This window comes from Desulforhopalus sp. IMCC35007, from assembly GCF_005116575.1.
In the GTDB taxonomy this organism is placed as follows: Bacteria; Desulfobacterota; Desulfobulbia; order Desulfobulbales; family Desulfocapsaceae; genus Desulforhopalus_A.
Map to the genome: position 1 here is coordinate 153334 of NZ_SWCN01000002.1, position 23344 is coordinate 176677.

A 23344-nucleotide genomic window follows, 5' to 3' on the forward strand; every position below is an offset into this window, starting at 1 on the left:
TACCTCAAATAAACAGCAGGAGTGCAATGATTGTCACAATGATATAGCCGATATAGAGCTGGATATGTCCATGCTGTATCCAGCGCAGCTTGCCAAGGAGATAGAGCAGAGGACTGACAATCCGGTCCATGAGGGTTATCTCCGCTATATCATCTATCCGCGATTCATAGGTGGTACGACCAGGAAAGATCCTGGTGATACCAGAGTAACTGGTTCTGATACGAACGAAGGGACGGAAAAAGTCAACAATACTCATGCCATAGGAGGTGCCGGTGTACTGTATTTTTACCGTGGGCTGGGTAAAGCCACAGCCCCAGGTTGCTCCCCGGACGATTTCTTTTTTGAGGTAAAAGAGCTTTCTGAGAGCCACACTAAGAAGAAAGATGGCAAGAAATAACCGGGCTATAAAGGCTAAATTTCCGGCCACAATTGCTACTTCTTCAGGGCCAACGAGCTGGAGTGACTTGATGCCATTGAGCCCGAGAAAGACCAGATTGATAAAAGGCTCGGGGAAAAGGCCAATAAAAATACTGGCTGCTGCGAGAACGATCATTGGAAGCGTTACAGAAAAACCTGCCTCGGTTGCAGTTGCTGCTTTTTCCGTTCGGGGCTCTCCTAAAAACACCATTCCTACGACCTTTGAAAAACAGGCAACCGCAAGACCTCCGATTATAGCCAGGGAGATGATGGCCAGCATAACAAAGAGAAAGGAGGAACCACCAAGGGTCAGGCCATGAAAGGCACCGTAGTAGATAAGAAATTCTCCGACATAGCCGTTTGTTGGGGGCAGGCCGGATATGGATACGGAACCTATTAAAAAGGTTTTACCGGTGGTGGGCATTTTCTTCATCAGACCGCCCAGAAGATCGAGATGTTTTCCGCCGGTTTTGTGCAGTACAGCACCTGCTCCAAGAAACAGCAGGGTCTTAAAAATAGAATGATTGAGTACATGGAGAAGGGCACCGGCAAAAGCAAAACTTGCCATAACCATGTTTCCGGAAGCAACGCCGATCATACCGATACCCATGCCAATGAGGATGATACCGATGTTTTCCACACTGGAGTATGCCAGTAGTTTTTTCAGATCCTGGTTGCCTATGGCATAGACAACACCGAGGATTCCGGAAATAATCCCCAGGCAGAGCACCACTTCCCCAAAGATAAGATCGGTGACCCCAAGGCTTGCGTAAAGCCTGAAAATACCATAGATCCCCATCTTGATCATGACCCCTGACATAACCGCGGAAATATGACTTGGAGCGGCCGGGTGGGCATGGGGCAACCACATGTGCATTGGGAAAATACCGGCTTTTGATCCAAAACCTGCAAGGGCCAGAAAAAAGACGATGGCCTTGACCTTGGCCGGCATATCGGCAAAACTGGCGAAATCGTAGCTTCCCGTTGAACTATAGGCGAGGGCGAAGGCTGCGAAGATACACAGGGCCCCGACATGGGTGAAGATGAAGTAAATGTAGCCGGCTTTTCGTGTGGCTTCTTTCTGGTACTCGTACATGACGAGGAAAAAAGAAGAAAGAGACATCAGTTCCCAGACCAGAGCAAAGCCGATAAGGTTGTCGGCGCTTGCAACCAGTGCCATGGAGACGACAAGTACGTTCAGAAAAAAATAGTTCGCTGCGACCCGGCCGCACTGCTCGCTATTTTCCATGTAATGGAAGCTATACAAAACAGCCAGCGGGCATATTGCAAAAATGGGGAGCAGGAAAAAGGCAGAAAGGGAGTCTACGGTAAAAGAGAGGGTAAACAGGTGCAGCCAGGTCGTGGAAAAAGAGACTGGAGATCCACCCTGAAGTGTGGGCCAGATTGCAGATAAGCCCATCAGACTGCCAGCGACAGTGATAGCGATATAACCAGCTTTCATCAGGCTGAACTGTCGGTGGGCAATTAATGCAAACATGCCACCGGCGAATAAAACAGTTAGTGAAAGTAAAAAGGTATCCATCATTCCTCGTTTATCGGGTTTCGTTTGTTTCGTAAGTGCTAGGGAGAATGTTGTGTTGGTGCTGGACACAGTGGTTTCAGCGTACTTTGGTCATGGCGCCTCCAGATTTTGTGCGGGGAATGAATCATCGTAATATTCAAAATTGTAATAATGGGATTTTTTTTTAAGGAGAGGGGGGTACAGTTCAGAGAGCACGTTTGCCGTTTTTGCCTTTAACCTGTGCTGGTTGTTCAAAGGTGAATCCGTACCAGAGTGATTGACCGTTTGCCTTGGTTTCCGGGTAGATTTCCTGAAAACTTCCAATCCGGCTTTTGAGATACACCAGCCAGTTGAACGCTTCCATGCGAGATACAAAAGGGCCTATCTCAATGAGGGTTCCATGCAGTCCACGATGTTCGCAGAGGTAATCTTTGATTTTTTCAGGTTCTCTGGTAACACCTATCATAATTTTCATGTTCCACCCTTTCAGCAAATGTGAGTCTAAATGAACCAGTATTCATTTAAGCAAAAGGAGTGCCACTTCAGGTTGTTATTGTTGTGTGTCTTTTAACAGTTTGATTTCTATGAAATAAATCCCATAAAACAAGTGTTAGACAAGGGGCAGGCTGCTGATTTCTTGGTAAAAATAAAAGTAGAGGGATAAAATTGAACCAGTTCGGGGCACAATGCCCCAGGTGAGAAGAAACCAGAATGTTCTCGCCCTGATATTTCATGAAGACAGCAGGTATCCTGATGTTGAATAAAAGAGCCGTATACAAACGGGTGACTTCCTGGGAGAGTTGTGAGCTACTCAGAAATAATGCCACAGCTTGCCTGCACTTTTAAGGGATAAGCGGCTTTCCTGAGATTGCTGGAATGACCCTTTTTAGATTTTCACAGGGGGGAGAGAAGAGAACAAAGGAAGACGTTGGTTGAGGCATTTTGCCCCATTGAGGCAAAATACCCCAGGTCCAACGCTTATTGTGCCTCATAGAGCTGAAGTTTACGATAGAGCGTCTTTCTGTCCATCTGCAGAATACGTGCAGTCAGAGTTCTGTTACCACCGGTGGTTTTCAAAACATGCATAATATATCTGCGCTCCATTTCCTCCATGGAAATTAATTCCATGGGGTCATCAGACCCAAGAAGGATATAGTTTTTTCGAAACAGGCGGATTTTTTCCGGGAGATCCTCCGGCATTAGCCTATCAAAATGGGTAAGAGCGACGGCATGTTCTATGGCGTTTCGCAGTTCACGTACGTTACCGGGCCAGGAATATTCCAGTAATTTTTCTGCTGTGGCATCGGATAATCCGGTTATTGCCTTATCTTGCCTTTTGGCAAAATGTTCAATGAATTTACCTGCCAGCATGAGAATATCTGCACCTCTGGAGCGCAATGGCGGCATCTCGATTTTTATGACATTGAGTCTGTAATAGAGATCTTCACGGAAAAGGCCATCGTCAACGGCAGATTCAAGATCCCGATTAGTCGCGGCAATTATGCGGATATCAAAGGGATACTCTGTCACTCCACCAACCGGTCTGACGCAGCGTTCTTCAAGAGCTCTCAGCAGCTTTGGCTGCAGATCAAGAGGAATTTCACCAACTTCGTCAAGAAAGAGAGTGCCACCATCGGCTTCAAGAAACAAGCCTTTGCGATGATCTTTGGCATCGGTAAAAGCCCCCTTCTTATAACCAAAAAACTCGCTTTCCAGAAGCTGGCTGGGTAAGGCCGCACAGTTGATCGTGATCAGTGGTTTGTCTTTACGGCGGCTGTTTATGTGTACCGCCCTGGTTGTAAGTTCTTTACCTGAACCGCTTTCCCCGGTGATCAGAAGAGAAGCCTCCGAGTCGGCGATGCGGCTTAGTTTTGAGAACAACTCTTCCATGGCCGGGCTGTTTCCGATGAGATCGTCAAAATGCTGGGGGTGTTTGACTTCATCGCGCAGCTTTTGAACGGTTTCCTGCAGGTTTCGATAGCGCACCGCTCTGTCAAGAGACAGGGTAAGCATATCCATATCGACAGGTTTGGTTACAAAATCATATGCTCCGGCTCTGATGGCGGAGATTGCAGTATCCATGCTGCCAAAGGCCGTCATGATTATCACCGGTATGCTGGGATAGTCCGTTGCGATACTATTACAGATTTCCAGGCCATTTTTATCCGGCAGATGGATATCGGTGAGAACCACATCGGTCTGTGTGGTCTGGACAGCCTGGAGCCCTTCCCGACCTGAGGTAAATGTCGATACGCTGTAGCCACGTCGACTCAGCCCAAAACTGAGCATATCGCACATATCCTGGTCATCTTCAATGATAAGTATTTTTCCTTTCATCGAACCTGCCCCCTCATGGGAAGGTAGACAGAAAAACAGGCACCATTCTGGACGGTGCTTTCGATATCGATCCATCCTCCGTGTTCTTCAACAATTCCATGGGCAATCGAGAGTCCCAAACCGGTCCCAGTGCCAATGGTTTTGGTGGTAAAAAACGGTGTAAAGATATGCTGAAGATTTTCCTCACAGATGCCTTCACCCTCATCCTGTATGCGTATTTTAAGGTATTTTTGTTGCACTGGCTCCTCGTTGGCAGATGCGGAAATCCTTTCGTTGCTAAGAGTAACTTCCACTTTACCCCCATCCGGCATTGCCTGAATAGCATTTATGAGCAGATTGACCAGGACCTGCTGTATTTGAGAAAAGTCGGCGTTGAGCTGAATATCGGTATCTTCATCTTTGCTCAGATGTAAAGTGACCTGCTGCTTGCTGGCCATGGGGTGGAGCAACTGGAATATCTGCTTGATTAAGAAGGCGACATTCTCAGATGAGCTTTGTCGTTCCGGACGCCTGGTAAAATCAAGAAGTTGTCTGATGATTTGAGTCATTCTTTCAGACTGGTTGGTAATGATTTTTGCGCAGTCGTGAATTTCTGCCTGCTGTAAATCTTCATTGAGAATCATTTTGGCCCTGCCATCAATTACGTTCAAAGGCGTCCCGAGTTCGTGGGCGATACTGGCGGAAAGAACTCCAAAGGAAGAAAGTCGTTCGGTGTGCCGCAACTGCTCCAAGGCTTTTACCCGTGCATCGTATTCGAAATTAATTTTTTCCTTGGCGATCAGGAGTCGTGAACACATGTCATTCATGGTTTGTGCCATCTCTGCCAATTCATCATTTCCACTTATGCTGTTGTTTGCGCTGAGATCTCCCTCACCAATTCGTTTTGCCTGCAGCATAAGACTGTTGAGAGGCATTCGTATTTTTTTATTCATGAAAAAATAGAGAATCATACCGCAGACAAGAGCAAGAAGGGAGGTGATCGTAAGGGCCCGTATCATCATATTTTTATAATACTCTTTGTACGATACAAGGGTTTCACGCAGTTCAAGGGCACCCTTGTGGTCCTTTCCGACGTCAACAGGTACATACGTGTAGCGAAGTTGGGAACCATCTTTTTGGGACATTTTAAATGAGGCGGTTTTACCTGAGATAACGTTTTGCAGTTGTTCCTTTTCTTCGGTTGTATAGGCAAATTTATCGATAAGGAGATGGGGCCATACCCAACGAATATGTATCATTCCGGACTTACTGGCCTCTTCTATCAGTGCAAGGGCCTTTGATTCGCCATTTTCTCTCCAGGTATGTGCAATCATGCCGGCCATTGATCTGCCATCCTGAACTGCATTGGTAATCATATCGGCTTCATATTGTTGAATTTCAGCATGAAAGCTGAGGTATTCATCAACACCTATCAGGACGATCATACCGAGCAACAAATAGCCATATAAAGAGTAGAATAGTTTCATGTGAGTGGCGGGCTGTCGGTTTATGAATATGTATTATCTCACAGATTATTACAGGGTCAGTGTAGAGCTTTTACTCGATAAGGATAAGGTGCAAACCATAGCACAGGGGTATACTGAGGATTGCACTTTACAGGAGATCCTTAAAGTGGAATACTCAACCTGAAAAGATGAAAACGCTCTAAAGCACTGAAAATAACACACGAAGTCTGTGGCTGGTATTTCTTTTTTCCAACCTGGAAAATGAGGCTTAGGGAGAGGTCATGAAACAGACGATGAAACAGTGGTTTGCCCGAAACAGAATTGCTCAGCCGCTTTCCCTGTGGGGGCAGGGACATGGCAGAAAAATTGTCTGGCTGGCTTTTTTTCTTGGGGTCCTGCTTTTCTGTTTTGTTCCTCCTGCAGTAATGGCCCAGCAGGTTGGTGAACAAGAAGATCATACAGGGCAGGTACAGCTTGAAGTCTTTGGTAAAATTGTCAATTCCCACCACCGGGGTGTCTCAGATGTTACCGTTCAATTATTGACTGAAGGTGATCAGAGAGCAATGGATCGGCAGGTAGTCAGCCTGCAAGCCGAAAACATCATTCTAACCGAGAGTGATGGAACGTATCAGGGGCGCCTCTGGGTTAAAAAGGACCTTGTGGCGGCTGATAGTCTTTTGGAAATGACGGTGTATAAACCGGGTTATGAAAAGAAGACAAGCCTTATTCCCGTCAGTGATCGTTTTACCGACGGCGCAACATTTATCGTCAACGCCGACCTGCAGATAGAACGAAAAATTGGCCCGGGATTCTGGGTTGCCACAGTAGTATTTGTCCTTGCCTACATCCTCATCTCCTTTGAATTGCTGCACCGTACCATGGCTGCTATGCTCGGGGCATCCATCATGCTTGTTATCTCATACACCCTGGGTACCATTAATCCGGAATATCACATCCTTTCCTACGCCAGCGCCATCAGAGCGATAGACATGAACGTCATTTTTCTCCTGATGGGGATGATGATAATTGTCGGAATTCTCAAACATACCGGGATTTTTCAGTGGTGCGCGTTTAAGTGCTATCAACTCGCACGGGGAAATGTTCTTTTGCTTGCCATAATCCTTATGAGTTTTACCGCTGTGGCTTCGGCGTTTCTTGATAATGTTACCACCATGTTGCTGCTGGCTCCGGTTACCATTGAGATAGCCCTTTCCCTGGGGATCTCTCCGCTTGCTTTGCTTATTCCTGAAATTCTTGCCTCAAATATCGGGGGAACGGCAACCCTTATCGGCGATCCACCGAACATTATGATCGGCTCCTTTGCCGGGCTCTCCTTTTTGCAATTTGCAGAAAATCTTGGGCCTGTCTGCGTTGTTGTAATGGTTATTCTCTTTGCCTACTCAAAAGTTGTATGGGGATCTGAATTTAAAAAAGGACAAGTTGCGGATATACAAAAATTTATAGATAATTTACGGCAGGAATACAAAATTACAGACGCCACACTTTTAGGAGTTGGCCTGGTTGTTATGGGTTTTGTGGTCTTTTTGTTTCTGACCCATGGTATCTGGCATATGGAGGTCAGTATCGCTGCTCTTTTCGGAGCCTCGTTACTCTTTACTTTTGGTCTTCTCACACGAAAAGTTGACATGCTTGAGGTGATTGAAAAAGATATCGAATGGACTACGCTGCTCTTTTTTATGTTTCTTTTTATTCTGGTGGGTGGGGTGGAAGAGGCTGGGCTTCTTGATATCGTAGCCGATGGGGTTGTTGCTCTTTCCCATGGGAATTTGGTTGTCTCAATCTGTCTCGTGCTGTGGGTGTCTGCAATCATGAGTGCGTTTGTTGACAACATTCCCTTTACTGCCACCATGCTGCCGATAGTAGCCTACCTCACGCAGGTTATACCTGGCGCTGAAAGCGGTGTCTTGTGGTGGGCCTTGGCATTTGGAGCCTGTTTTGGTGGCAACGGCACGATGATTGGTGCCAGTGCAAACGTCGTTACTCTTGGAATATCCGAGTCGGCTGGACACTCTATAGGTTTTATCCCTTTCATGAAGCTGGTTTTCCCCTTCATGCTGATCAGTGTCGCGGTCGCAAATGTCTGGTTGCTGCTGGTCTATTAGCACCTTGGAAATTCATTTAAAGCCTGTGATTATCTTTTGTTGTTTGAGTATGAATTTTGTGAAGGTACTTATCCCCTGTCGGGGTTACAAGAGGTATCAATACATAGGAGTCCCACCATGAGAAAAACAACCATTCCTGCCTTGACTCGATTGCTTTTCCCGGTAAAAGATTTTGATCTTTTTTCTCATTCTTTACCTCTTGTTGAGTTCATTTCCAGAACAATGGAGAAAAAACTTGAACGGCTGGACCTTCTCCATGTCATAGGGGGGTCATTTTTAAGCACACACCTGAATAATATTGATTTCAGAGCAGGTCGCGTACTTTCTTCTGAACTCATGCAGCGACTTCGTACCCAGCATTACGAAAATTTTGTCAGTCCCCTTTTGGATAAGGTGCAAAACCTGTTGTTCGAAAAAGAAGGTGGTTTACAGGCAAAGGTGCGTGTCGAGGATGGCGATCCAGTAAAAAGGATTATCTCAATATGTGAGCAGGAAAGGTATACAACCCTCATTCTTGCCCGCAGAAAAAAGAAAGAGCAGGATGAAGTCGCCGAGACCGTACTCAATGGTGTGTTAAACCACCATCTTGATGCCAGTATTTATATCGTAGGAGAGGATGGCTTTCCTCCAGAAAAACACCCCGCGTCCCGCATCATGATCGGAATTGATGGATCTGAGGCGGCTTTGGCCGCTGTGGAGGAAGCGGCGATATTTTTAAACCGTTCCGGCAGCGATGTTGAAGAGATCCTGCTGGTCAATGTCAGGGACCCCTCGTGTTTTCTAGGTGAGAATGAGATAAGCTGCAAGCAGGCCAGTGATAAAGGCTACCATCATCTTCAGGAGGCTGAAGAAATACTGGTAGGGCAGGGAGTGGATACATCAAAAATTGTGACCATGCTTTTGTTTGGTCGCCCAGGTGCCACCCTGGCCTCCCATGCCCGGGAGTTCGGTGCGACCATGCTCTTTATCGGAAGACGCAACAGGATGAAGATAGCCGAGGTACTCCTCGGTTCGGTTTCCGGGGATGTTATCCATCGGTGCCGAAAAACAACCGTCGTTTTGGTGAGTTGATTGTTTTTCTTCCTAACCCGGATAAACGGGTAATAAGCACGGATAAGTACCTTCACAAAAATTTTTGGGAGTCTACCCTGATCTTTGCCACAAAAGCGGAGAAAAAAGTTAAAAATCACTAAATGGTGAACAGGAAAGAGATGCAAAGCATCAACACCCCGGTATAGAGAACACTCATGCCAAGGCCTGCACGCATATAGTCTTTGGTTCGGTAGCCGCCCGGCCGCATAATCAGCGCATTGACCTGATGAGTTGGCAGGATAAAGGTGTTGGAAGCAGAGACCGCTACAACCAGAGCAGCCACCATTGGATCGGTACCGATATCAGCGGCCATATTCATGGCGAGTGGAACCATCATTACTACAGCCCCGACGTTAGAAGCAACCAGGGAAAAAAAGGCGGTGAGAACAGAGATCACCAGCATCAGGAGCAGGGGACTGGGATTACCAACGGCTGCCAGAACCTTGGTTGCAATAAAGGAAGCACTTCCTGTTATTTCAAAGGCGGTTCCTAAGGGAATCAGGCCGGAAAGGAGAAAAACAGTTCTCCAGTCAACCGCTTCATAAGCCCGGTCGGCGGGGATGATTCGAGTCAGGATCATGCCAAGAGCCCCGGACAGCAGGGCAATGGAAAGCTTTACCTCAAAAACCAGGGCCAGTGTAAGGGCCATCAGCAGGAAAAAGACCGCACAACGGGTTCGTTCCGGTTTGAGTTCTTCACCCTGTATGTCGTCGAGCAGGGCAATATCCATTTGGCTGGTGAGAAGCCGGAACTGCTTCCAGCGACCCTGCATGAGAATGGTATCTCCCTGCTGCAGCTCTGTGACGTTGATTTTATCCATTATGATGTGATCCCCGCGAACGATCGCCAGGGGATTAACTTGATAGAGTCTTCTAAACTGCAGCTCTTCCATGGTGTGCTGGCTCAGGTTGGAATGGGGAATGACAACGCCTTCGACAACTCCTGACTCATCTGGATAATTTTCTTCGGCAAAAACCTCATGTTCGGGTTTGATAACCCAACCCTGATCAGCACTCAGCTTCTGGATATTTTTTTCAGCACTGATAACCCAGATGGCATCCCCTGCTTCGATAATTGAATCCTTGGTGGGGGCGAATTCCTTCTGATAACCGTCTTTTTTGGCAATACCAACCACGGTAACATGGTATTTGGGGCGAATTTCCAACTCCTCCAGACTGTGGCTGGGGTAAAAGGCTGGTACCGCAAGTTCATAGCTTTGCCCAACCTCTTCACCATAGATGTCCTGGAGTCGCTTATCCATGCAGCTGTCATCGTCGAGACTGCATACCGAGTCAGGCAGCAACCGTTTTCCCAGAAGAGCGAAATAGATAATTGCCACGGTCAACAGGGCGATTCCAATGGGCGTTACAGCAAATAATTTGAAGGCAACAAACGGTTGATTGTTGACACTGGCACCATTATTTTGCCACCAGCTTTCCATAAGATCGTTGAGCATGATCAGAGGGCTGGAGCCAACCAGCGTCAGGCATCCCCCGATTATGGCACAAAAACCCATGGGCATAAGAATTTTGCTGGCAGGAAAGTTGAGCTGTCTGCTGATACGCATGGTGGCAGGCATAAAGAGAGCTGCGGCACCGATATTCTGCATGAAACTGGAGATTATGGCAACAGTGAGTGAAATTACGGACATGATTCTGTTTTCACTGCGTCCAACGAGCTTAATGATCTGAGATGCGACCGCATTCATAATCCCTGTCTTATTCAGGCCAGCACCAATGATCATGACCGCAATGATTGAAACAACGGCGTTGGAACTGAGACCGGCAATTGCCTGTTCGGCTGTCAGCACTCCAGTGAGAGGCAGAAGAACCATCATAAGCAAGCCGACAAGGTCTACACGAAGTAAATCTGTCACAAAGAGGAAAATTGCCAATCCCAGCAAACAAAAAACGATTATCATATCGGTGGTAATTGCCGCCGTTTCCATTGCACTCCCTCCACGGTAAGGAAAAGTATAGATATCTCTGAGATGCCAGTATTGTAGCATACCTCACAGGTCAGAGAAATATCAAATTAAATATTTAATGTATTACTTAACTGGAGATCTTTACTCTCTTTCACCCTGAGTTGTTCAGGCTGTATAGATATTCCAGGCCCTCATGCCTTGTGCGCTCTGCCCCATGAATTTTCCCTGAGGCCCCCCCTTTAAAGGTGGCAGCGGTCATCCCCTTTTACCCTTGATATTCCAGGGATCAATGTTTGCGAAGAGACAACACCTTTCCATTGGCGAATGGTAGACTGAATAAATTGGGAAATCAACTCTGCATCGGAAGAGAGGAGATCGCGCTTGAGGATTATCTTGGTCAAGATGTCAATGGAACCATGGATCGCATGGACCTCTTGGACTTCATCCAGAGCGAGGAGTTTTTCGATAATCTGCATCTCATATTTACCTTCAATGTTGAGGAGGACAAACACTATAATTTCCCTTTTCATTTCGGGGTATTCCTGATCTTGGTGTTCTGCCATTTTCGATCTGAATGCCTCCATGTCAGTGGGAATGAGCTTATCTATATCTATCCCGTATTTCCGCTTTTTTCCTTTTTCCCATTGATGTACAGAGATATAGAGATAGAGATCGTCCACAGTGCGCCTGGGAAAGGAGTGTACCAGCTGGCTGTTATCAATCAGAGTGAAAAGTGGGCGATAAATTGAGTTATACCAGTCCAGAGCTGCTTCTTTGAAGGTAACCACCTGCTTTTTCAGGGTACTGAGATATCTCTGATGTTCTTCTATCTGCCATTCCAGATGGCTAAACTGACCTGGCTCGGTAATCTCCAGGCTGTTTTTAAGTCCCGCTTTATCACGAAATTGAATTTTTTCGTTGTACAGATTGTTCTCAAAGGTGTTTTTACTGGGAAGGAGTTCCACTATCCGTGAACGGATATGGGTGTGGCCAAGCTCTCTTGCAGCCTTGAATCTATGGTGGCCATCGAGGATGAAGAAATCTTCTTTGATCTGGTAAAGAGCAATGGGGGGGAGGTTTTTGCCTTCCCGCATAGCCTTAAGTATTCCTTGAAGACGCTCATCCTTACTCTTGTGCTGGGTTCTGAACTGGTTGTCAAAGTCGTGGTATCGTCCGACACTGCCGACAATCTTGTCAAGGGGTACCATGAGTGTTCCCCGTTCAACCGCTTCATAAGCTTTTTCCGTTTCCTGTCTGGCATTGAAACTGCGTACGTTTTCCTCTTTCTCTTCCTTTTCGCCTGTAACCAGTTTTTTCAGGGCCTCCAGGGGCTTAAATTTCGAGAATATAGTAGCCATAACAGTTTATAACCGTAGTTGAGTTGATCAGAGTGGTTCTTTCTGAGTCATTTTCAAAATGAGCATGGATGTGGCCGTGGAGAAAATAACGTGGCCTGTATTTATCAATAAACCAGCAAAAGATACGAAAGCCGCGGTGACACAGATCTTCGGCGTCATGAATAAACCGCGGAGGTGCATGGGTCACGACAATATCGACACCTTTATTTCGCCAGAGTGCAAAACGCATCTTTCGTACAAACAGGCTCATCTGTTTTTCTGTATATTGGTTTACGGCGCCATTATACCACCTTGAGCCGGAAAAGCCGGAAAGACTGAACCCACGAAACCTGACAATACGTCGGTCGATATGGGTGCAGCCAACGGGAGGCGAACTCTGGTAACGGAGATCATGATTTCCCATTACGTAGTAGAGCGGAGTATCATAACGGTTTCGAAGAGAGGTCAGATACTCCGGCGGCAGGTCGCCACAGGCGATAATGAGATCAATATTTTCAATGGCTGGACCGTCAATCCCTGGTTCGAGCAGGGCCGGGGTTACAGTATCAGCGACACAGAGAACTTTCATCTGTACGTATTTTCTTCATTTCTTTCATTCCAATCATTGCGGCACCAATGGCATTGCCGACTTCGCAGAAATCTGGAAAAAAGATAGTAGTTTTAAGATTTTTCGCAACCTCGGGTAACAGGTATTGAGCTGCGGCGCCAATCCCAATAAGGGGAGTTTTCAGAGAAAAATCGACTCCGAGAACCGGATGATCATTTCTCGTAGAGATAAAGGAGGTAAGGGTGTCGCCCCAGAAATGTTTAACGACGTAATCAATAATTAGATTTTCGATCTGTTCGCGGGTTTTATCCAGTACCTGGAGGGCAAACTGCTCTTTTGATACACCCCGTATGGAACCGAGTATCTCGGCCCCCTTACAGGCGACCTGACGGTCACCGATGGATATTGTGCCGAGAACGTGCAGGGCATCTGTGGGGGTGAAACCGCATTCAAAGATAAGCTGCTGCCGTGTGAGCTGTTCGAGTTGTTTGTCGAGCGGTATTCCGCTAAGGCCGGTTTTTTCACGGATTGCTGCGGGAGTGAGGCTGCCGCTTGTGGCCAGAAGCCCTGTCAGTTCATTTTTACATGGAGCGTTCTGTACCCCGGGATACAGTGAAATCAGTTTGTTATTTTCCGCAGCACCAAGCCATGTTTCAACGGCCGGAAGATCTTTGGCAATGGCAAGTGGCGTAACTCTCGACGGGCCTACGTACATGGCCCCCTTATCGTCAAGAAAGACATGGCTGTCACCACCTATGCCTCCGGTATGCATGTCGATTGCTTCCACATGGGTTTTCCACTGGCCGATCTGACAGCCTTCCTTGCTCATGAGGGGATGACCCTCTTCAATCATGGCAATATCTGTGGTGGTACCGCCAACATCTATCACCAGACAGCCAGTGGAAGTTTTGCAGTGACTTGCGCCAAAATGTGCTGTACAGGCGGGACCGCTTGCAACGGTGAGCCCCGCCTCCTGTGTGGCTTTTTGGGCTTCAATGGGTTGTCCATTACCACCTATGACCATTACAGGCGCGTGGAGTTTGAGCCCATCCATGGCGAGCCTGACGCCGCTGATGAATTCCTCCATAACTGGCATGAGTTTGGCGTGGAGACCGGCGGTGGCCGCCCGTTGTTCCATGCCGGTAAGATTGCTGATTCGGTGGGAGCAGAAGACCGGCTTGGGATCGAGCATGCTGATCGCTTTTTCCGCCACCATCTCATGGGCTGGATTTTTAATCGACATAGCCGAGCAGATGCCGTAGGCATCCACTTCATTTTTCAGTCCCTCTATGAGTTGGACCAGATAATCAAGTTCCAGGGGTTGTTCTTCTTCACCCATGATATTGTGCCCTCCCTTGACAAAAACCACGGCTTTCACGGGGAGGCGGAAGTGCTTTACAAAACCGATCACGATAACTGCGACCCTGGCCCCCCTGTTTTCGACCACTGCGTTGGTTGCAAGGGTAGAAGAAACCACGACTTTTACAATCTGTTCAGGAGTGGCACCACTTGTTGCCAGCAGTTCGGCCAGGGCTTCTCCTGTTGCCACCGAGAGCTTATAGTGGGTGGTTGGTTTTTTGCTGGTGGCCACAATGGCTTGAGTATTTGTATCAATGAGGACGGCATCGGTGTATGTTCCACCTGTATCAATGCCAATTATAAATTTTTGCATGTTTTTGGGTTGCAGGAATAATCAGTTTATCGTTATGAAAGAGGCTATGTGTTTTGAGCATAGCGTAAACAGGAAGGAAATACTATCCTGTGCCATATTATACACCCCCCTCTATTTACTAGATTGGGCAATTTAAACCAAGAGTATGAGAGAGTGATATGTTAAGAAAACTGTCATTTTTATGTTTGTGTCTGTCAATGATATGTATTAGCGCTCCTATGGGAGTTTTTGCCGCTACTGATAAGGGTGTTCTCCGGCTGGCGCTGTTGCCCGTTCCGGATGTGCTGCCGGTCTACGTGGCTCTTGAAAAGGGTTATTTTGACGAACTGGGCGTGGAGGTGGAAGCGCTTCCTGTTGGCAGTGCGGTGGAGCGCGATCAGTTGATGCAGGCCGGTAAGGCAGACGGCATGATCAACGAGATCTCAGGGGCTGCTAATTTTAATAGAGAAAAAATCCAGGTTAAAATCATTTCAGTTGCCCGTTCTCCCATTGGCGAGAGCCCGCTGTTTAGAATCCTGGCCGCACCGGGGAGTGGGATCACATCCGTTGCAGATCTTGCCGATATCCCTATCGGTATTTCTAAAAATACGGTGATTGAATATATTTCAACCCGCCTTCTCACCTTTGGTGGACTCAAAGAAGAGCAGATTGTCTACAAGTCTGTCCCCGTTCTACCTGAGCGACTGCAGTTACTCCTCCAGGGACAGCTGAAAGCTGTAACCCTTCCTGACCCGCTGGGGGCTGCGGCCATGGAAGCAGGGGCCGTTGAGGTTATCAATGATCTCAGCAGAAGAGATGTGAGCGCCAGTGTTATCACGTTTACCACCGAAGCGATTGAAAGTAAGGCGGAACTTCTGAAAAACTTTATGGTTGCCTGGAACCGTGCCGCAGAAGATATCAATACTGATCCGGCCGCCTTTAAAGAGTTGGTGCTGAAAAAAATCCGTGTTCCTAAAAATATTCAGGAAAAATTTGTCACTCCACCTCTGCCTCTAAAGGCAATTCCATCAAAGATGCAGTGGGATGATGTCATGGCCTGGATGATGGAAAAAAACCTTATTTCAGCACCACTCATCTATGAAGAATCTGTCGTTTCAGATTTCTTGCCTCAGTAATCGATCTCAGTGGTAATGCAATGATTGCAGTTGAAAACCTCTGTTTTGCTCATGGTGACGGAGGTCGAATTATTTTTGACAATTTTTCCCTCACCATTCGTCAGGGTGAAGCTTGGACAGTTATCGGACCTTCGGGTTGCGGCAAGACAACCCTGCTGTTTTTAGTGGCAGGGCTGAAAATGCCTGATTCAGGAAGGATTCTGGTCGGTGGTGAGGAAATACGTCGTCCACGTCCGTCTACCGGTCTGGTCCTGCAGGATCATGGACTGCTGCCCTGGGCGACCATTTATGACAATACGAAACTTGGTCAGAAGATTCGACAATTTTACGGTCCCGATGGGAAACATTCTCCGGCAGGGATCAGTTTTGACCATGAGAGAGATGAAGAGCGGATCCACCACTGGCTGAGCTGGCTTGGAATTGAGCATTTAAAAGAGATGTACCCGAGCCAGCTCTCAAGGGGGCAGAGACAAAGGGCAGCAATAGCTAGGACCCTGGTGCTGGAACCGGACCTCCTGCTGATGGATGAACCTTTTTCCGCCCTTGATGCCCCCATCCGAGAAGAGCTGCAGAAGGTGATGAACAGTTTTCACAAACAGTCCGGGCTGACCTCACTTACCGTGACCCATGACATCGAAGAGGCGGTGGTTCTTGGAGAAAAAATCCTGGTCCTCTCGGAAAATTGCAATAGTGCTCCCCAGGTGGTGGATAATCATCTTCTCGGGGCAATGGAAAAGAGAAACAGTACAGAGTTTCGGGAAAAATGCCGGGAATTGCACGATCTGCTCGCTACAAAGCGGGATAATGTAGCAGAGGAACGGGAATGAAAAATAAAGGATCACTCTTTTCAACCCTGGCAGGTGTGCTGATGCTGTTTGTCCTCTGGCAGTTGCTTTCTCTTGTCGTCAATCTCCCGATACTGCCATCCCCGCTTGAAGTTGTACCTCTTTTTCTCCATGATATGTGCGGGGAATTAGGACTGCATTTTCTGGCCTCCTCGGGCCGGGTGCTGGCTGCGGTACTGATTGCCACAATATTTGCGGCACCACTTGGCCTGCTGCTTGGCCAGATGCCCAAAATCGACCGGGTGGTGGGGCCGCTTATTGCCATAATCTATCCGATTCCAAAAATTATTTTCCTGCCGGTTATCTATGTTCTCATGGGGATTAGTGATTTTTCAAAGATCACCCTCATTGCAATAATCATTTTTTTCCAGATTCTGGTGGTGGTAAGAGACGAGGCGTCGGGCCTCCGGAAAGAACTCATTCTCTCGGTAAAATCATTGGGTGCGGGACGAAGAGCTCTTTTTCGCTATGTCTATCTTCCCGCCTCACTACCTGGGGTATTAACCGCCTTGCGGGTTTCTGTGGGAACGGCTGTTGCCGTTCTCTTTATTGCAGAGCAATCGCTGACCAGTTATGGTCTGGGCTACTATATTGTCATAGAAACCTATCAGGTACTGCTGTATAAGGAAATGTATGCAGGGATTATGGGAATGGGGCTTCTTGGGGTGCTGCTCTATTTTGCTATCTACTCCATTGAACGTAAGGTGAGTAAGCACCTTTTTATCCAATAAATATTTGTACAGGTTGTCTCAGGTTATGCAGCAACACAAACAATTCGGGAAATTTCAACTCTGGTGGATGGCTATTCGGCCCAAAACCCTGCCCGCAGCGGTGGGGCCGGTTGCAGTTGGCACAGCAGTTGCCATGGCAGACGATGCATTTCTTTTTCTGCCGGCACTCGGATGTTTTTTGGGCGCCATGCTGTTGCAGATCGGGGTGAATCTTGCCAACGATTATTTCGATTTTAAAAATAACATTGATTCCGACGAACGCCAGGGTCCGGTCCGGGTGACCCAGAGCGGCCTGATACCTCCGAGCGAAGTGAAACGGGGAATGATTGTTTCCCTTGTGCTTGCAGCACTTGTGTTTTTGTATTTAGGGGTTGTGGGTGGTTTTCCTATTCTTCTGGTCGGGATAGTCTCGGTTCTGGCGGCACTGGCATACAGTGGAGGGCCGTTTCCTCTTGCCTCAAATGGTCTTGGAGAAATTTTTGTTTTCATCTTTTTTGGTCTGGTAGCGGTAGGTGCAACATACTATATTCAGGCAAAGGTCTTGACGACAATAGCTCTTATGGCGGCCATTCCCCCCGGATTTCTTATTACCGCTATTATGGTTGTCAATAATCTCAGAGATATCGATACGGACAAAAAGGCGGGAAAGAGAACACTTGCGGTGATGCTCGGCCGTTTTCAAACGATCATGGAGTACAAGGCTCTTCTCTGGGCCAGTTATCTTGTTCCGCTCGTTATGCTGATTCTGGGAATGGCAGATGCTTTTATCCTTTTACCGCTGACTACACTACCTATGGCCCGCTCACTTATGATAAAGGTGGAATGTGATCTTGGTAGTAACCTCAATGAACTGCTGGCCAGTACAGCGCGGTTGTCGTTGATATACAGTCTGATGTTTTCGTTCGGGCTTGTGTACAGGTTCTAACCTCAATGAATACAAATCCCGTGAGGGAATATAAATTAAAAACATGAATTTTCTTCAAGTAGAAAACAAGAAGTATGTCATCTTTGGCCTGGCCAATAAAAAGTCGGTAGCCTGCGCAATTGGTAAGACCCTTGTAGAGCAGGGGGCCGAGGTTATCCATGTGGTACGCTCCAAGGAGCGGGTGGCAAATGCGAAAAAACTCTTCCCTGACTCTCCCGTTTTTATCTGTGATGTGGAGACGGAAGCAAATATCATCCGGGTAAGAAATGAGATTGAACAGAGCCTTGACAGTAGGAAAAATGAAAAGATCGCAGGTCTTGTTCATTCAATAGCCTTTGCAAATTATTCGCAAGGGATGAAGCCGTTCCATGAAACCAGACAGGCTGATTTCCTCCAGGCGGTCAATATCTCCTGTTTTTCCTTTATCAGTATTGCCAACCATTTCAAGGATCTTCTGGCAGAAGATGCATCGGTTGTCACTATTACCATCTCAACGACAAAGATGGCCGCTGAAAATTATGGTTATATGGCTCCGATCAAGGCGGCGCTTGATTCATCGCTCTGCTTTTTGGCCAAATCGTTTTCCGAGTTTTCACGGGTTCGTTTTAATGCGGTTGCCCCGGCACTGCTTAAGACCTCTGCTTCTGCTGGAATTCCAGGCTATATTGACAGCTATCTCTTTGCTGAAAAGGCAATTTTGAGAAAAAAAGCGCTCACCACCCAGGAGGCCGCTGATACTGCTGTATTTCTGTTATCCACCAGATCATCAGGGATTAATTGCCAGACCATTGTGGTAGATGCAGGGATGTCTGTAAATTACTTTGATAAAGAAATCGTTACTAAAACTGTCAGCTAAAAATATTTGAGGAAATAATGCTCGATTTTACTATTAATGAAGAAATCTGTATCAGTTGCGGCCAATGTGCCAGTGACTGTCCGTCCATGATTATCAGTATGGAAACAAACCTTCCAACCATAGCTGCAGATCTTGAACAGTTTTGTATCGGTTGTATGCACTGCGTTGCAGTCTGCAGCGAAGGTGCTGTCTCTATCCTGGGCTATGGGCCTGAGGAGGGCATCTCTTTGAAAAATGCAGCCGTTGCAGGCCCTAAAGAACTCGAATTGCTGATTAAGAAACGGCGGACCATCCGCAATTATCAGGACGAAAATGTTGATCCCGCTCTCATTGAAAAATTGGTGGCAGTTGCCTCCCATTCTCCCAGCGGCCATAATGACCGTGATCTCCTCTATACTCTGGTGGACGATAAAGGAATTATTTTTGACCTCCGGGAGGAGGCCTTTGCAGGTCTGGGGCGGCTTATTGATGCCGGTAAGCTTCCAGAAGGGATGGAGATGTTTATTGATATCATGGAGGCCTGGAAGACGTCGGGCAAGGACATTTTGTTCCGTGGTGCGCCCCATCTTCTTGTCGTTTCAGGAGGTATTGACAGTGCCGCCCCACTACAGGACTCAATTATTACTCTTACAACTTTTGAGTTGTATGCCCAGGCCTGTGGGCTTGGCACTGTATGGAATGGCCTTTTGACCCTGGTTATATCTGAACTGGTGCCTTCACTCAAAACACGACTGGGGATACCCGACAACCACGAAATTGGTTACGCTATGGGCTTTGGCCGCCCTGCTCTGAACTACGAGCGAACCATTGAGAGAAAGGCGCCGAAGATCAACAGGGTGGCGTAGGTGTAAAGTACAAGGCTGTCGCCAATCCTTGAAAAAAGGGTGTGGAGCTACAAGAGCTGGAGTGAAATATGACCATAAAAAAAGGGCCGACCACATTTGTGGTCGGCCCTTTTTTTGCGCTTAAACTATTATTACAGCAGGGCCAGAAGAACCCCTGCGGCTACAGCCGAGCCAATGACTCCGGAGACGTTTGCTCCCATGGCGTGCATGATCAGATGGTTTTGCGGATTGGCCTCAAGACCCACCTTGTTAACGACCCTGGCAGCCATTGGAACTGCAGATACCCCAGCAGCTCCAATAAGAGGATTGATAGGGGTCTTGCTGAGTTTATTCATGAGCTTTGCGAGGAGGACGCCCGCGGCAGTACCGATACAAAAGGCAATCATGCCAAGGGCAAGAATTCCAAGCGTTTCAAGGTTGAGAAATTTATCGGCAGAAAGTTTGGAACCAACTCCGAGCCCAAGAAAAATGGTCACGGTATACATCAGTGAGTTTTTGATGGTGTCAGTGAGTCTATCAATTACTCCGCATTCTTTTGCCAGGTTCCCCAGCATAAACATCCCTATAAGTGGGGCAGCCGAAGGAAGAAGCAGGGTGCAGATGCCAAGTACCAGAAGCGGAAGGATGATCTTTTCAAGCTTTGATACGTGTCGCATCTGTACCATTTTGATCTCTCTTTCCTCCTTGGTCGTGAGCAGTTTCATGATCGGCGGCTGGATCAGTGGAACAAGAGCCATATAGGAGTATGCTGCAATGGCAATAGAACCCAGGAGTCGTGGAGACAACTGGCTGGAGAGAAAGATAGCCGTAGGACCATCAGCGCCGCCAATAATACCGATGGCGGCGGCATCTGCCAGGGAAAAATTAATACCCGGAACCAGATCAGAAAGCGCTAAGGCTCCAAGTAAAGTGGTAAAGATGCCAAACTGAGCGGCACCACCGAGCAGGATGGTTTTTGGATTGGCAATCATCGGTCCAAAGTCGGTGAGGGCACCAACACCCATGAAGATTATGAGTGGAAAGACTCCGGTGGTTATACCGACCTCATAAATGTAGTAGAGAATACCACCTGGTTCTGCAATCCCTGCCATCGGTATATTGGAAAGAATGGCACCAAAGCCGATGGGTACAAGCAGCAGGGGCTCAAATTTTTTAAAAATACCTAAGTACATGAGTACCAGACCGACGAAAATCATCAGGACACGGCCTATCCCCACCGTCCAGTCTTTATGGAGCTGGCCGTCAATGATTCCATAGATACCAGTTGTCTTATAAAGATTTTCAAGCAGTTTAGCTATGGGAGGCAGTGTGGCATCGCTTGTGACAGCTGGTTTTTCCGCTATAATCTGAGATACTTCAATTGTGCCGATTGGATCGTTTGTCTGGATTTTCTGGTATGAAACGACATTGAGCGAACTTATTTTTCCAGCGGTTCCTGCCCGAAGGACAATTACAGAGCCTTCCGAAGTTTTTAAGGTTGCGATTTCATCTCCGCTGTAGACGAAATCGCCGGGTTCAACCAGAACCCGTTTTATCTGAGCGTCCGCAGGGGAAACAATTGCCACACTACCATCCTCTGCCTGGGCAAAAGAGGTCCAGGGCACAAGTAACCCGAGCAAAACAACCATGAAAATTCTAATTTTCATAACACTATCCCGGTAAGAGCAGAATGAAGAAACGGACCCTTGATTATTTTCAAGGGTCCTGAAATTAACAGCTGTCAGCCGATGGTAAAGAGCAGATCAGATGCCTGAACGGTATCGCCGGCTTCAACATGAATAGCAAGAACCTTACCGGCACAGGGTGATTTCACTTCAGATTCCATCTTCATGGCCTCCATAACCACAAGAGGCTGGTCAACGCTGACACTGCTTCCCATTTCCACCAGGATTTTTACAATATTCCCAGGTGTTGGTGCCTCGACATCGGTGCCTTCAACTTCGGCAGCCGGTGCAGGAGCTGGTGCTTGTACGCCTGCGGGTGCTGCCTGAATGGCGCCCGCTTCAGAAACAGTAACGTTATACGGTCTGTTATTGACGGTAATGGTGTAATCACGACGGCCGATGGAAGCCGCAGGAGCGGCGGCTGGGGTTTTAGCGGCAGGTTTTTTTGACTCAGCGGGTTTATCTGTAATTTTGCGGATATTGGTGATCGCTTTGCCCTGAAGGAAATCGAGACCTTTTTGCTCACAACTGGCAATGATGAAGATATTTTCGTCATTAACAGGGAGATTGTTTTCCTGAAGTATTTTTGTTGCCTTGGGAATACCAGGCTCAAGAATGTCAAGCGGATCTTCTGTAAACACTGGTTTATCAAGCTGTTCAGAAGCGATTTTGACAATTTCAGGATCAGCAGGCACAGGGGTACGGCCAAAGTACCCAAGGACCATGTTGCCATAGCTGGGGTTGATCTTCTTCCATTTACCCTGGGTGACATTGAGATACGCCTGTTGGAAGTAGAATTGGGACACAGGGGTGACGGATGTTCCAAAACCACCACGGGCCACAACCTCTGACATTTCTTTGATAACATCGGCGTAGAGGTGCAGGGTACCGGTATCACGCATCATCATAGTGTTTGCGGTAAGTGCGCCACCGGGCATTGGAGAAAGGGTAACTTTCGGGGATACCATTTTTGCTTCGGGTGGGAAGAAGTAGTCTTTCATGGCGTCCTCAAAGGCATCCGAGGCCACGATGATTTTTTCGTAATCGAGGTCAAGTGTATAATCAGTACCTTTCATGGCGTGCATCATGGAGAGGATGTCCGGCTGACAGGTACCGCCGCTGACGGGTGATTTTGCAAGATCAACCCCATCTGCGCCACCTTCAATCGCCGCCATATTCTGGGAGATACCAAGACCTGCAGTGTCGTGGGTATGGAACCAGAGGATGGTGTCATCTGAGACAATTTTACGGGCAGCTTTTAACGTTTCATAGACTTTTCTGGGGTTTGAAGTTCCCGAGGCATCTTTAAAGCAGATGGAATGAAAGGGTATGTTGGCATCAAGAATCTGTTTAAGACGATCCATATAGAATTCTGGAGTATGGGCGCCGGAGCATCCGGGAGGCAGCTCCATCATGGAGACAACGATCTGGTGGTTCAGACCATGGTGAGCAATTCGCTCTCCGGAATATTCGAGGTTGCGTACGTCGTTGAGTGCATCGAAGTTTCGGATGGTGGTCATACCGTGTTTCTTGAACATTTTGGCATGAAGGTCAATGATATCCCGAGGACACTGGCTGAGAGCGACCACGTTGATCCCACGTGCAAGTGTCTGTAGTGCCACATCCGGACCAACTTCCGTTCTGAAGCGATCCATCATGTCAAAGGCGGATTCTCCACAGTAGAAAAAAAGGCTCTGAAAGCGAGCACCTCCACCGGCTTCAATATTCGTTATTCCTGCGTCTACGGATGCCTTAACAGCGGGCATAAAGTCATCGGTTAATACCCGGGCACCAAAAACAGACTGAAAACCGTCTCTAAAAGACGTGTCCATGAATTGAATAACTTTTTTACTCACCGTTCATCTCCTCGTATTGATTTTTACTTTTAAACTGCAAGTCTGACCGATTAATTATTGAGCATCA

Annotated in this window: 18 protein-coding genes; 8 read left to right on the forward strand and 10 right to left on the reverse strand. The window is 47.4% G+C overall.

Annotated features, from left to right (window positions below):
* Positions 1-4 precede the first annotated feature (4 nt).
* From FCL48_RS02550 to FCL48_RS02565, 4 genes are all read right to left on the reverse strand, one after another.
* Positions 5-1915, reverse strand: coding sequence for a proton-conducting transporter membrane subunit (locus FCL48_RS02550; protein ID WP_240744721.1), 1911 nt, complete (start codon positions 1913-1915; stop codon positions 5-7).
* Between the two features lie 229 nt (positions 1916-2144).
* The gene (locus FCL48_RS02555; RefSeq protein ID WP_136870671.1) at positions 2145-2414 is read right to left on the reverse strand and encodes a hypothetical protein; all 270 of its coding nucleotides are present in this window, start codon (positions 2412-2414) and stop codon (positions 2145-2147) included.
* A gap of 503 nt (positions 2415-2917) precedes the next feature.
* A complete protein-coding gene (locus tag FCL48_RS02560; protein ID WP_136870672.1) occupies positions 2918-4276 on the reverse strand; it encodes a sigma-54 dependent transcriptional regulator in 1359 nt (452 codons plus the stop codon).
* Entirely contained in the window at positions 4273-5742 is a 1470-nt protein-coding gene (locus FCL48_RS02565) for a HAMP domain-containing sensor histidine kinase (protein ID WP_136870673.1), read from the reverse strand. The genes FCL48_RS02560 and FCL48_RS02565 overlap by 4 nt, the downstream gene beginning before the upstream one ends.
* A 260-nt stretch (positions 5743-6002) precedes the next feature.
* Between FCL48_RS02565 and FCL48_RS02570 the strand changes: the two genes are divergently transcribed.
* Together FCL48_RS02570 and FCL48_RS02575 are read left to right on the forward strand one after the other, a co-directional pair.
* Positions 6003-7844: an ArsB/NhaD family transporter gene (locus FCL48_RS02570; RefSeq protein WP_240744722.1), complete on the forward strand. Its 1842-nt coding sequence runs from the start codon at positions 6003-6005 to the stop codon at positions 7842-7844.
* 117 nt (positions 7845-7961) lie between these two features.
* The gene (locus FCL48_RS02575; protein WP_136870674.1) at positions 7962-8915 is read left to right on the forward strand and encodes a universal stress protein; all 954 of its coding nucleotides are present in this window, start codon (positions 7962-7964) and stop codon (positions 8913-8915) included.
* 118 nt (positions 8916-9033) lie between these two features.
* On the opposite strand, the gene FCL48_RS02580 is transcribed toward FCL48_RS02575, so the two are convergent.
* The 4 genes from FCL48_RS02580 to FCL48_RS02595 all read right to left on the reverse strand — a co-directional run bounded on the left by FCL48_RS02580 (position 9034) and on the right by FCL48_RS02595 (position 14440).
* Positions 9034-10884: an SLC13 family permease gene (locus tag FCL48_RS02580; protein ID WP_205747623.1), complete on the reverse strand. Its 1851-nt coding sequence runs from the start codon at positions 10882-10884 to the stop codon at positions 9034-9036.
* A gap of 218 nt (positions 10885-11102) precedes the next feature.
* Complete coding sequence (locus FCL48_RS02585) at positions 11103-12221, reverse strand: ParB N-terminal domain-containing protein (protein ID WP_136870675.1); 1119 nt, start codon at positions 12219-12221, stop codon at positions 11103-11105.
* Entirely contained in the window at positions 12196-12789 is a 594-nt protein-coding gene (locus FCL48_RS02590) for a metallophosphoesterase (protein WP_136870676.1), read from the reverse strand. Before FCL48_RS02590 ends, FCL48_RS02585 begins: the two co-directional genes overlap by 26 nt.
* The gene (locus tag FCL48_RS02595) at positions 12767-14440 is read right to left on the reverse strand and encodes a hydantoinase/oxoprolinase N-terminal domain-containing protein (protein WP_136870677.1); all 1674 of its coding nucleotides are present in this window, start codon (positions 14438-14440) and stop codon (positions 12767-12769) included. Before FCL48_RS02595 ends, FCL48_RS02590 begins: the two co-directional genes overlap by 23 nt.
* Before the next feature lie 197 nt (positions 14441-14637).
* On the opposite strand from FCL48_RS02595, the gene FCL48_RS02600 reads away from it, so the two are divergent.
* The 6 genes from FCL48_RS02600 to FCL48_RS02625 are packed head-to-tail and all read left to right on the forward strand — an operon-like array spanning position 14638 to position 19757.
* On the forward strand, positions 14638-15555 hold the full coding sequence (locus tag FCL48_RS02600; protein WP_169309046.1) for an ABC transporter substrate-binding protein: 918 nt from the start codon (positions 14638-14640) through the stop codon (positions 15553-15555).
* Between the two features lie 20 nt (positions 15556-15575).
* Entirely contained in the window at positions 15576-16382 is an 807-nt protein-coding gene (locus FCL48_RS02605) for an ABC transporter ATP-binding protein (protein WP_136870679.1), read from the forward strand.
* Entirely contained in the window at positions 16379-17131 is a 753-nt protein-coding gene (locus FCL48_RS02610) for an ABC transporter permease (RefSeq protein WP_136870680.1), read from the forward strand. Before FCL48_RS02605 ends, FCL48_RS02610 begins: the two co-directional genes overlap by 4 nt.
* Positions 17132-17156: 25 nt before the next feature.
* On the forward strand, positions 17157-18056 hold the full coding sequence (locus tag FCL48_RS02615) for a 1,4-dihydroxy-2-naphthoate polyprenyltransferase (protein ID WP_136870681.1): 900 nt from the start codon (positions 17157-17159) through the stop codon (positions 18054-18056).
* A 43-nt stretch (positions 18057-18099) separates the two neighbouring features.
* Positions 18100-18912, forward strand: a complete 813-nt coding sequence (locus tag FCL48_RS02620) for an enoyl-ACP reductase (protein WP_136870682.1) — start codon at positions 18100-18102, stop codon at positions 18910-18912.
* Between the two features lie 17 nt (positions 18913-18929).
* A complete protein-coding gene (locus FCL48_RS02625) occupies positions 18930-19757 on the forward strand; it encodes a nitroreductase family protein (RefSeq protein WP_136870683.1) in 828 nt (275 codons plus the stop codon).
* A gap of 131 nt (positions 19758-19888) precedes the next feature.
* Here FCL48_RS02625 and FCL48_RS02630 read toward each other — a convergent pair whose 3' ends face one another.
* Together FCL48_RS02630 and FCL48_RS02635 are read right to left on the reverse strand one after the other, a co-directional pair.
* Positions 19889-21004 (reverse strand): sodium ion-translocating decarboxylase subunit beta, encoded by a 1116-nt coding sequence (locus FCL48_RS02630; protein WP_371418655.1) that lies wholly within the window; start codon positions 21002-21004, stop codon positions 19889-19891.
* 473 nt (positions 21005-21477) lie between these two features.
* Positions 21478-23253, reverse strand: coding sequence for a biotin/lipoyl-containing protein (locus FCL48_RS02635; protein WP_136870849.1), 1776 nt, complete (start codon positions 23251-23253; stop codon positions 21478-21480).
* Between the last annotated feature and the right edge of the window lie 91 nt (positions 23254-23344).